Annotated in this window: 13 protein-coding genes; 5 read left to right on the top strand and 8 right to left on the bottom strand. The window is 42.6% G+C overall.

Translation table 11 applies throughout. The features are described from left to right. Positions 1 to 958, top strand: a 958-nt coding sequence (ispG, locus tag RAC86_RS29025; protein WP_377886311.1) for a flavodoxin-dependent (E)-4-hydroxy-3-methylbut-2-enyl-diphosphate synthase, incomplete at its 5' end; no start/stop codon positions are given. 25 nt (positions 959 to 983) lie between these two features. On the opposite strand, the gene RAC86_RS29020 is transcribed toward ispG, so the two are convergent. After that, positions 984 to 1,373, bottom strand: a complete 390-nt coding sequence (locus RAC86_RS29020; protein ID WP_072181758.1) for a DUF308 domain-containing protein — start codon at positions 1,371 to 1,373, stop codon at positions 984 to 986. 133 nt (positions 1,374 to 1,506) lie between these two features. Between RAC86_RS29020 and RAC86_RS29015 the strand changes: the two genes are divergently transcribed. After that, a complete protein-coding gene (locus tag RAC86_RS29015) occupies positions 1,507 to 2,088 on the top strand; it encodes a nucleotidase (RefSeq protein ID WP_014114432.1) in 582 nt (193 codons plus the stop codon). Between the two features lie 41 nt (positions 2,089 to 2,129). Here the strand turns inward: RAC86_RS29015 and zur are convergent, their stop codons facing one another. Together zur and RAC86_RS29005 are read right to left on the bottom strand one after the other, a co-directional pair. Continuing rightward, complete coding sequence (gene zur / locus RAC86_RS29010; protein ID WP_014114433.1) at positions 2,130 to 2,567, bottom strand: zinc uptake transcriptional repressor Zur; 438 nt, start codon at positions 2,565 to 2,567, stop codon at positions 2,130 to 2,132. A 137-nt stretch (positions 2,568 to 2,704) separates the two neighbouring features. Continuing rightward, positions 2,705 to 3,586: a YitT family protein gene (locus RAC86_RS29005; protein ID WP_072566557.1), complete on the bottom strand. Its 882-nt coding sequence runs from the start codon at positions 3,584 to 3,586 to the stop codon at positions 2,705 to 2,707. Positions 3,587 to 3,701: 115 nt separating this feature from the next. Here RAC86_RS29005 and RAC86_RS29000 point away from each other — a divergent pair, with 115 nt between their 5' ends. Further along, positions 3,702 to 3,956 (top strand): DUF2624 domain-containing protein, encoded by a 255-nt coding sequence (locus RAC86_RS29000; RefSeq protein WP_003226238.1) that lies wholly within the window; start codon positions 3,702 to 3,704, stop codon positions 3,954 to 3,956. Positions 3,957 to 3,982: 26 nt separating this feature from the next. On the opposite strand, the gene RAC86_RS28995 is transcribed toward RAC86_RS29000, so the two are convergent. Both RAC86_RS28995 and cshB read right to left on the bottom strand, forming a co-directional pair. Continuing rightward, on the bottom strand, positions 3,983 to 4,876 hold the full coding sequence (locus RAC86_RS28995) for a deoxyribonuclease IV (RefSeq protein WP_032727307.1): 894 nt from the start codon (positions 4,874 to 4,876) through the stop codon (positions 3,983 to 3,985). Positions 4,877 to 4,885: 9 nt separating this feature from the next. Then, on the bottom strand, positions 4,886 to 6,202 hold the full coding sequence (cshB, locus tag RAC86_RS28990) for a DEAD-box ATP-dependent RNA helicase CshB (RefSeq protein WP_014114437.1): 1,317 nt from the start codon (positions 6,200 to 6,202) through the stop codon (positions 4,886 to 4,888). Positions 6,203 to 6,370: 168 nt separating this feature from the next. On the opposite strand from cshB, the gene vrrA reads away from it, so the two are divergent. Beyond that, on the top strand, positions 6,371 to 7,093 hold the full coding sequence (gene vrrA, locus RAC86_RS28985) for a VrrA/YqfQ family protein (protein ID WP_014114438.1): 723 nt from the start codon (positions 6,371 to 6,373) through the stop codon (positions 7,091 to 7,093). 122 nt (positions 7,094 to 7,215) lie between these two features. Further along, positions 7,216 to 8,160 carry a 4-hydroxy-3-methylbut-2-enyl diphosphate reductase gene (locus RAC86_RS28980; RefSeq protein WP_014114439.1) on the top strand — a complete coding sequence of 315 codons (945 nt, stop codon included), beginning with the start codon at positions 7,216 to 7,218 and terminating at the stop codon, positions 8,158 to 8,160. 22 nt (positions 8,161 to 8,182) lie between these two features. Here the strand turns inward: RAC86_RS28980 and RAC86_RS28975 are convergent, their stop codons facing one another. The 3 genes from RAC86_RS28975 to cccA all read right to left on the bottom strand — a co-directional run bounded on the left by RAC86_RS28975 (position 8,183) and on the right by cccA (position 10,564). Beyond that, entirely contained in the window at positions 8,183 to 9,304 is a 1,122-nt protein-coding gene (locus RAC86_RS28975) for a Nif3-like dinuclear metal center hexameric protein (protein WP_014114440.1), read from the bottom strand. Further along, positions 9,297 to 9,947 carry a tRNA (adenine(22)-N(1))-methyltransferase TrmK gene (gene trmK / locus RAC86_RS28970; protein WP_014114441.1) on the bottom strand — a complete coding sequence of 217 codons (651 nt, stop codon included), beginning with the start codon at positions 9,945 to 9,947 and terminating at the stop codon, positions 9,297 to 9,299. Before trmK ends, RAC86_RS28975 begins: the two co-directional genes overlap by 8 nt. 254 nt (positions 9,948 to 10,201) lie before the next feature. Then, positions 10,202 to 10,564 carry a cytochrome c550 gene (gene cccA, locus RAC86_RS28965; protein WP_014114442.1) on the bottom strand — a complete coding sequence of 121 codons (363 nt, stop codon included), beginning with the start codon at positions 10,562 to 10,564 and terminating at the stop codon, positions 10,202 to 10,204. Positions 10,565 to 10,683: the final 119 nt, after the last annotated feature.

Here is a 10,683-nt window from a genome sequence, read left to right as displayed (position 1 = left end):
CCGGGTAGCATGTCCGGATGAACGGGCGGCAAACGCCATTGCAGATATTAAAAAACGCATTTCCATTCCGCTCGTTGTTGACATACATTTCGATTATAAACTTGCGTTAAAAGCCATTGAAGGCGGCGCAGATAAAATCCGAATCAACCCCGGCAACATCGGCCGCCGCGAAAAAGTCGAAGCTGTCGTTCAAGCGGCGAAAGAAAAAGGGATTCCGATCAGAATCGGAGTAAACGCCGGTTCACTTGAAAAACGGATTTTAGAAAAATACGGTTATCCGACTGCCGACGGAATGGTAGAAAGCGCACTTCATCACATTAAAATTCTTGAAGATCTCGATTTTCACGATATTATTGTCAGCATGAAGGCATCTGACGTGAACCTCGCAATCGAGGCTTATGAAAAAGCGGCGAAAGCATTTGACTACCCGCTGCACCTCGGGATCACCGAGTCAGGAACACTGTTTGCCGGTACAGTAAAGAGCGCAGCAGGACTCGGCGCGATTTTAAGCAAGGGCATCGGGAACACAATGCGCATTTCATTAAGCGCAGATCCTGTGGAAGAGGTAAAAGTAGCAAGAGAGCTTCTGAAATCTTTCGGTTTAGCCTCCAATGCTGCCACGCTCATCTCATGTCCGACTTGCGGCCGTATTGAGATTGATCTAATCAGCATTGCCAATGAAGTGGAAGAATATATTTCTAAAATTAAAGCGCCGATTAAAGTCGCTGTTCTCGGCTGTGCCGTAAACGGACCTGGTGAAGCGAGAGAAGCTGATATCGGCATCGCCGGAGCTCGCGGCGAAGGGCTGTTATTCCGGAAAGGGAAAATTGTCCGTAAGGTTCCAGAGGAAACAATGGTAGAAGAACTCAAGAAAGAAATCGACATTCTTGCTGAAGAACACTATGCAAAGCTTGAAGCTGAAAAAGCAAAATTAAAAGAAGAGACACAAAAAGCTTGACGGGAACCCGTCAAGCTTTTTTGTGTTAGAAGAAAGGAATAATAAATATTCCAAGCACTAATGAGACGACACCGATACCCATCGCCCAAGCTCCAAGGCCTTGGGCACCTCTTCTTCTTGCGATATAGCCGACAATAATACCGGCAGCTCCCAATAAAACAGGCAGTACAAACAATGAAATAATGGACAAGGCTAAAGCAATATACCCTATTCCCCGTCCTTCATTGACATTGCCGCCGCTGCGGTCATTGTCTCGGTCATTGCTGCGGTCAGCAGCACGGTAAGGCTCTGCGATTTCAGCAGCCGTTTCCTCAAAAAAACCATCATTGTCGCGGGTAATATTTGTTCCTTCAGAACCATGATCAACATAGTAGCCGTTGTTATCACGTTTTTCGTAATCGTTTGCCACCTTCAATTCCCCCTTCTGTTTTTATTAAAGGAGCTTTTATAGTTTGATCTATTTCGCCTGATTCATGTTTGCTAAACTTTTCTGTTAATGTCAATTGTTTATGTTACACTTGAAGGGATGAAACTGAAGGAGTGTGGGCATGTTACGCTTAGGAATAGATATTGACGGCACAATCACGGCTCAGGATACATTCGTCCCTTATTTGAACCGCTCGTTTAATCTTTCCATTTCATTAAACGATATGACGGATTATGATTTAACAAAGCTGTTAAACATTACGCAGGAAGAATTTTGGGATTGGATGAATCAAAATGAAGCGATCATATATAAGGAAGCATTGCTTGCACAGCATGCAAAACAGTCACTTGACCTCCTCAAAGAGGAGCACAAGCTTATTTATATTACAGCAAGACGGACTCATTTAACTGATATTACCTATGAATGGTTTGACAGACAAAACATTCACTACGACCACATCGAACTCGTTGGCGGTCATCATAAAGTTGAGGCAGTCAAAAATCATAACATCGACTTGTTTTTTGAGGATCATCACGGAAACGCGATGATGATCGCGAAAGAAGCCGGTATACCGGTAATTTTATTCAATTCCCCTTATAATCAGCTTCCAATTGATTCAAACATCATCAGAGTAAACAACTGGCTAGAAGCCGTTCAATGGATGAATAAAAACAAACATCACTTCATACGTGTCAATAACTGAAAAAGGAGCCAAACTGGGCTCCTTTTCTCATATATATGCAATTAAGCAGTCGTGTTTTCTTGATTTTCCACTGTACAATTAGGGCATGTGCCGTAAATCTCAAATTTATGCCCGCTGACCTGATAGCCATCCAAATCATCACAAAGCTTGTCCATCGGACATGATTCAATTTCCTTGGTTTTACCGCAAGCAAGACAAATAAAGTGATGATGATGATGGGTAAATGAACACTTAAATCGGAAGAGTTTTTCACCGGACAGCTCGGTTGTTTCCAAAATACCAAGTTCTTCATATAAAGAAAGGTTTCTGTAGATTGTATCAAAGCTTAAGCCGGGATAATCATCATTTAATGCAGACAGTACGTTTTTAGCGGTAAGATATCTGTCTGAATCAGCAAAAAGCTGCAGCATATCCTCCCGTTTGTTTGTATATTTATATCCATTTTCTTTCAGTAGGTTCAGCGCTTCTTGTACGTTCATGAAGGTTCCCCCTTTTCGCTTTGCTTAAGAACGTATCACATGTATGAAAAAGAAAATGGCAGCTGTCTGACCAGCAAGCCATTTTCTCTACTGCAGATAAAATTATACCCATAAAATGAATAAAAGTAAATGAAAGCCTAGTGGATTGCGTTTTTGAATTTCCCGCCTCTCGTTTCATGAGTATTCATAATTGTTATGAATGCATTTTGATCGACTTCAAACACGATCGATTTTAGCTTAGTCACTTCCAGCCTTGTGACAACCGCGTAAATCACGTCCTTTTCTTCGTCCGTATATCCGCCTTTCCCTTTCAGCTTGGTTGTTCCGCGACCGAGACGGTGCAAAATCGCGTCGGAAATCTCATCATACTGATCAGACACTATAATGACAGCTTTTGTTTCATCAAGCCCCTGGATTACGGCATCAATTGTTTTCATCGCAATATAATAAGTCATGAAAGAGTACATTGCTTGCTCAGGACCGAACACAAAAACAGCCCAAATGAAAATGAATACATTGATGAACATAACGAACTCACCTACTGAAAACGGCAACTTTTTCGTCAGCAAAATACCGAGAATTTCTGTACCATCCATTGAACCTCCGTTTCGAATAACGAGCCCGACTCCAAAGCCGAGTAAAAGACCTCCGAACACAGTGGCCAAGATAGGCTGAGTTGTAATAGCTTCTACATGGTGAAGCGAGGATTCAATAACGGCAAGCCCAACAATCCCAATCATCGTAGAGACAAGGAAGGTCTTACCGATATATTTATATCCGAAGATCATAAAAGGAATATTTAACATGACAACGAATAAAGCGAAATTCAGAATTGGGGTTGACTTAAAGAGGTGGTCTAAAATTAGTGATACACCGATGATCCCGCCATCAATAAAATCGTTGGGGATTAAAAATAATTCGATACTTACAGCCGCACATGCAGCTCCTGCCAGAATCATGAAGACCCTGAAAATAAAGTGGGAAAATGTTTCTCTCTTATGTTGTTTTGTTGGGGTCATAAAATCTCCTTTCCTGCAATAACTATTTTAAATACATTATTAATCTATTTTACCATTAAACACTGACACATTTTACTGTTTTGCCCATACATTAAGTCTGGAGGTGGAATGGTCGATGATTTTATTTCAAAGAATTATTTTGCAGCGGCTTAATCAGGCTACTGCTGACGATTTGCTGAAGTACTCAAAACAATACGGAATCAGTTTAACAAGACCGCAGGCCATTGAAGTAGCAAACCTGTTATACGGGAAAAATGTGAACATTTTTAACGAGAGTGAACGAACGCGGCTGCTGAAACAAGTAGAGGCAATTACATCAAAAGAAACAGCCCAAACTGTTAATGAACTATTCAAACAATTTACAACCTAAAAAATGGGGGAGCTATCCCCCATTTTTTATTGCTGTAAAATCTTTTCGAGCAATGTGTCATCAAATTGTTTTTCTTTCAGCATTTCAATCTCGAAACGGTATGGCGGTTTTTTATTCTTTTTATCTTCACCGACATACGGCGTTTCAAGAATTTTTGGAATGTCTTTTAACTGCTCATGGTGAACAACATATTGCAGGGCGTCAAATCCGATTTCACCAAAGCCAATGTTTTCATGGCGGTCTTTTCTTGCACCTTTGACATTTTTGCTGTCATTGATATGAAGCACTTTAATACGGTCAATACCGACGATTTTATCGAACTCATTCAGCACTCCGTCAAAGTCTTCGACAATCTGATATCCGGCATCATGTGTATGGCACGTGTCAAAGCATACTGACAAATGCTCATTATGCGTAACGCCATCGATAATCTGTGCAAGCTCTTCAAAGCTTCTGCCGCATTCTGATCCTTTTCCTGCCATAGTTTCTAATGCAATCTGGACATTTTGATTCGGATCAATCACTTCATTTAAGCCTTCAATAATTTTTTTGATGCCTGCTTCAGCTCCCGCTCCTACGTGAGCGCCCGGGTGAAGGACAATTTGCTTTGCTCCGATGGCCGCTGTCCGCTCAATTTCAGAACGAAGAAAATCGACACCAAGCTCAAAAGTCGACGGATTTGTCGTGTTGCCAATATTAATAATATAAGGCGCGTGTACGATAATCTCGTCAATGCCGTTTTCTTGCATGTGTGCCCGGCCAGCTTCTATATTTAAGTCTTCAATTTTCTTTCGGCGCGTATTTTGTGGTGCGCCTGTATAGATCATAAACGTGTTCGCTCCATAAGAGACTGCTTCCTGGCTTGCAGCAAGAAGCATATGTTTTCCGCTCATAGAGACGTGTGAGCCTATTCTCAACAACAGGTTCCCCTACTTTCTTTTTTTAGATTGGTTTCTTCTCTGTTTTTTCTTGATTTTCTCCATCTCGTAGCTCATTTTCTTTTTATATCCAGGCTTTACCTTTTTCGGCTTTTTCACAAGACGATGCGCAATTTCATCCGCTTCGTTCGGCGTTTTTTTGCGTTTTTTGCGGCGCTGGCGGTCATCGCCTTTTTTCCACTCGCCCTTTTCAAGCTCTAAGTAATCAAATTCGATGCCCATTTTCTCAAGTCTGGCTAATGAATCCTCATCAGAAAGCTCGAAAATGGTCATCGCTTGTCCTGATGAGCCAGCGCGAGCCGTTCTGCCCACACGGTGAATATAGAAATCGAGATCATCCGGCAGCTCATAGTTGATAACATGACTGACACCTTTAATATCAATGCCTCTTGCGGCAAGGTCCGTTGCAATGACATAAGTGAATTCTAAATCATTGATCTGCTTCATGACTTTTTTCCGTTCACGAGGCGTTAATCCGCCGTGCAGCAGCCCGATTTTCATACCTTTTCCAGTTAAATATTGAGCGATATGGTCAGCAGTGTTTTTCGTATTGGCAAACACAATGCCCAAGTATGGATTCAGATGAGACATGATGTCAAAAAGGAGCTTGTCCTTGTCACGATGTTTCGAAGGAATAAGAATATGCTCGATTTTCGCAGCAGTCACCTGTTTTGGCTCCACGTGGGCGTATTTCGGATTTTCCATATATTTTTTCAAAAATGGTTTCAGCTTTTCCGGAATCGTCGCTGAGAACACAAGCATCTGCAGATCCTCAGGCATGCGAGAACCAATGTAATCTACATCTGCAATAAATCCCATGTCCAGCATTAAATCCGCTTCATCAATGACGAGAGATTCCGCTTTATGAACACTTAACGCCTGTTCTTTGATTAAATCGGCAATCCGTCCGGGCGTACCGACAACAAGATGCGGCTGTGTCTTCAGTTTATCAATCGATTTTTGTTTATCTGTGCCTCCGATAAAACATTTCGAGCGAATCTGGCTGCCTTCCTCACCCTGTGTGATTTTAAGCGCTTCCTGATGAATCTGGTTGGCAAGCTCTCTAGTCGGAGCCGTAATGACAACCTGAACGACATCCTTGGCAGGATCGATTTTGTTTAATAAAGGCAGTAAATAAGCATGCGTCTTTCCAGTTCCCGTCTGTGACTGGCCGATGACGCTTTCTTTTTTTAACACTGCAGGAATCAGCCTTTTCTGAATATCAGTCGGTTCGTAAAAACCAAGGCGGTGTACTGCATCTATAATAAATGGTTTCAATTCATAAAGTTCAAATTTCGTTTCTTTCATTTTTCCCAGCTCCTTAAAGCGGCACATTATGTGTCCATCATCACATTATACCCGATTTTGCATAAAAACACCACGTTTGCAAGGCGTTTGTTTTATTCAGTTATGTAAAGCAAATACCGCAGCCCATGCATATTCTAATAGCAGAGAGAGCTGAAAGGAGGTACAAGTATGTTTTCACCGCAGCAGCCGATGAGAAATTATCCGCAGGCCGGACCGCCCCGCCCCATGCCAAATCAGCAAATGATGGGCAGAAGACCGCCTAATATGCGAAGGCCTTCATTTGGACCGCAGCAGCAAGGTTTTCAGCAATCCGGACAATTTCTTCCTCAGGCAAATGCCGGGGCGAGAAATGGTGCGGGCGGAGGCCTAAAAGGAATGCTGTCAAGGTTCTTACCCGGCGGAGGAGGCGCTGGCGGCGCCGGAGCTCCAGGAGCAGGCGCCGCAGCGAGCGGGGGAGCAGGTCTGCAAAGCATTCAAAATATCGCCAATCCTGCATCTTTATCCAGTATGCTTGGGAATGTGCAAAAAGTGCTAGGTATGGCTCAGCAAGTCACCCCCATGATCCAGCAGTACGGCCCATTAGTCCGCAATCTGCCGGCAATGATGAAGCTGTACAGCCAATTAAGTAAAAGTGATGATACAGAGAGCAATGAGGAAAATGAAAATCAAACAGATTCACAAGAAACCTCAGAAACAGAGAACGAGGCTGAAACCAAAAGCTCAGATGGGAACAAAAAATCACAACCAAAAAGTTCTTCTCTATCCAAGAAATCAAAAACATCTGACAGTAAAGAACAAAAATCAAAAACATCTGCCCCGAAGAAAAATGAAGCTGCCTCTCCTTCTCCGAAAAGAACATCAGGCAGTTCAAAGCCGAGATTATATATTTAACATTCTTTGATATCTGAAGTGAGATTGGCTATAATGAGATCAGAAGAATGCAAGAATAGAGCCGTTTGATTACGGCTTTTTATATTGCCTTTACTCACTTCAGTATTGGAGGACAACCGAAAATGGACGTAATTAAAATTTCGCCGCGCGGCTATTGCTATGGCGTTGTTGATGCTATGGTCATTGCCAAAAACGCGTCACTAGATAAAAGCTTGCCAAGACCCATCTATATACTCGGGATGATTGTTCATAATAAACACGTCACTGATGCGTTTGAAGAGGAAGGAATCTTTACTTTGGACGGTGCTAACCGTCTGGACATCCTGAAGCAGGTTGAAAAAGGAACTGTTATTTTCACTGCGCATGGTGTTTCTCCCGAAGTCAGAAAAATCGCTGAGGAAAAAGGATTAGTCGCAATTGATGCTACATGTCCGGATGTGACGAAAACCCACAATTTAATTCTAGAGATGAAAGAAAAAGGTTATCACGTGATCTATGTCGGCAAAAAAGGGCATCCAGAGCCTGAAGGAGCCGTTGGCGTAGCGCCTGAGATCGTTCACTTAGTTGAAACAGAAGAAGATGTGAAAAACCTTGATATCCAAGCAGAGAAATTAATCGTGACCAATCAGACAACGATGTCTCAATGGGATGTTCACGACATCATGGAGCTTGTCAAAGAGAAATATCCTCATGTCGAATATCATCAAGAGATTTGCCTCGCTACTCAAGTACGGCAAGAAGCTGTATCAGAACAAGCGAAAAAAGCGGACTTAACAATCGTTGTCGGCGACCCGAAAAGCAACAATTCAAATAGGCTCGCTCAAGTGTCAGAGGAAATAGCCGGCACAAAAGCATACCGAATCGGAGACCTAAGCGAATTAAAACTCGAATGGCTGAAAGGCGTTAATACCGTTGCAGTTACTGCGGGGGCTTCAACACCAACGCCGATCACAAAAGAAGTCATTCGCTTTTTGGAGCAGTATGAGCATGAAGATCCATCAACTTGGACAACGGAACACAATGTACCGCTCAAAAAAATACTTCCGAAAGTAAAAGCAAAAAACTGAGGCTGTATAAGCCTCAGTTTTTTTATAGAAATGCAAATGGATTTGTATCTGTTTCAGAAACAAAGATAGTTACGTCCAGCTTTTTATCATTGCACATTGACGTCAATTTTCTCGTGACGCCTTCTTTCATGATTTTTTCCGCGTAATGTCCCGGATCAACAACATTCAGGCCTAGCATCATCGCATCATGAGCCACATGGAAGTATAAATCTCCTGTGACGTAAACATCGGCGCCCTTTCGTTTCGCATGATGAATATACTTGTTTCCATCTCCGCCTAGAACAGCTACCTTCTTCACCATGCTGTCAGCTTCACCCACCATTCTGACGCCATTCACTTCAAGTTTGTCTTTTACAAATAAAGCGAATTCCTTGAGCGTCATCTCATTTTTAAGTGTTCCGACACGGCCGAGCCCTTTTTCGGCAGGAGACTGTTCGACAGGATAGATGTCGTAAGCGACTTCTTCATATGGATGGCTTTTTATCATTGCATGTATAACACCTTTTTCGATGCTTTTAGGAAACACAGTCTCTAGCCTAACTTCATGAACAAGCTCAAGCTCTCCCACTTCACCGATAAAAGGCTTGGCGCCATCCAATGGCTTAAAGCTGCCGATTCCTTCAGATGAAAATGCGCAATGGCTGTATTCGCCGATATGGCCGGCTCCCGCATTTCCAAGCGCTGTTCTGACCTGCTCTTCATATTCCTTCGGCACGTATACGGCCAGCTTTTTCAGAGGATCAGTATAAGTAGGCACCAACACCTCTGTTTCACTCAGCTCTAATGCTTCAGCAAGCAAGTCATTGACGCCGCCGTCTGCAATGTCTAAATTTGTGTGAGCTGCATAAACAGCGATATCATGCTTCAAACACTTTTCAATTAACCTTCCGGCAGGCTGATCTGTTGAAATATGCTTTAGCGGCCTGAAAATAGGAGGATGGTGTGCAATAATCAAATCAACCTCTTTTTCAATCGCTTCATCGATAACACTCTCCAACACATCAAGTGTAACCATCACATTTTTAATCGGTTTGTTTAAGGTGCCGATTTGCAGGCCGATTTTATCGCCTTCGACCGCATAGGCTTTCGGGGAAAATTGTTCAAACAGCTGGATGATCTGCTGCCCATTTACGCTTTTAGCCATGATCGATAACCTCCTTTAGCAGCTCTATTCGATCCGCGAGCTCCTTTAATTTCTGTTTATTTTGCTCTGTACTTGCAGCTCGGCTGATCTGTTCATAAATGTTTTGCGTGTGCTGAAGCTCTTGTGTCCATTTTTTCAAAAAGACAGCACTCTTTTCTTTTGCCAAGAAAGGGCCGACGAGCATACCAGCTGATAATGAAATACCGGCATAAGCCGCATCTCTGTCTCCCGCTTCGGCGACAAGCACCTCATAGCACTTTCCGTCTTCTTCAAGGATCACTTCATCTGTCAGCGCATATCCTTCTTTATAAAGCCACTCCCTGATATGAACAGCATGAATATTCGGCTGTAAAATAAGCCGTTCTTTCCCGGTTAATTTGTCTTTACCCGCTTCTAAAATGTGAGCGATCAAAGATCCGCCCATTCCGGCAATCGTAATGGCATCGGCTTCACCTTTTTTAATGACTTCCAGGCCGTCTCCCTGCCTTACAGAAATGTGCGCGCTTAAGCCTGATTTTTCTACCTGCCGCTTGGCAGACAAAAACGGGCCGTCTGTTATTTCTCCCGCAATTGCCCCGCTGGCTTTATGATTCAGCACCGCATAACAAGGAAGGTAAGCGTGGTCAGACCCGATATCGGCCATCACCGCTCCATTCGGTATGTATTCCGCTACTGTTTGCAATCGTTTAGATAATTTTAATTCGTTCACTTGTCATCACAACTTTTCTCCATCATTTTTTCCTTTACTATCATATAAAAAATCAGCCCGGAATCCAAGCTGAGCGAATGATTTTCAGTTTATTTCTTTTGATGTGTGTCTACATACGCAGACAAAAATAAAAGGCTGTCGAGAACATCTCGGCGGCCTGAGAACGAATAAGGAGAAAGATAGATTTGTTATTTAATTTTTGACACCCACTCTGCCATATCATCTAGCTTATCAGCCGGAACAAGACCGGAAGGCATTCCATTGCCACCTTTTTCGATCTTTGTTTTAATCTCACCGACATCTTTCTTATCCCCTACACCTTTTAAGCTCGGACCTGAAACACCTTCATAATTTTCACCGTGGCACGCGATACAGTTTGCCTTGTAAATATCCTCCGGTGAAGCGTTTGCATCTTCCTTTTCAGCAGATTTGCTTTCTCCGCCGCTTGCAATCTCCCGAGAGTCATCAAGCCCCTTTACTGATAAAAAGAAAGTTAGACCAATTCCTAAAACAGCGATCAATAAAAATGGAATAAGCGGGTTCCATTTCATTTCCCTTCCCCCTTTTTGATCCTTCCCCTATGTAAACACTTCTAATTCTAACTTAATTTTACAAAAAGTAAATGGATTGCTATACAAAAGTTTTTTATTCACACTTTATACAAAATTGA

Source organism: Bacillus sp. LR_5 (genome assembly GCF_042709275.1).
Note: the sequence above shows the minus strand (reverse complement) of the source record. Positions and strands in the feature narration are given on the sequence as shown.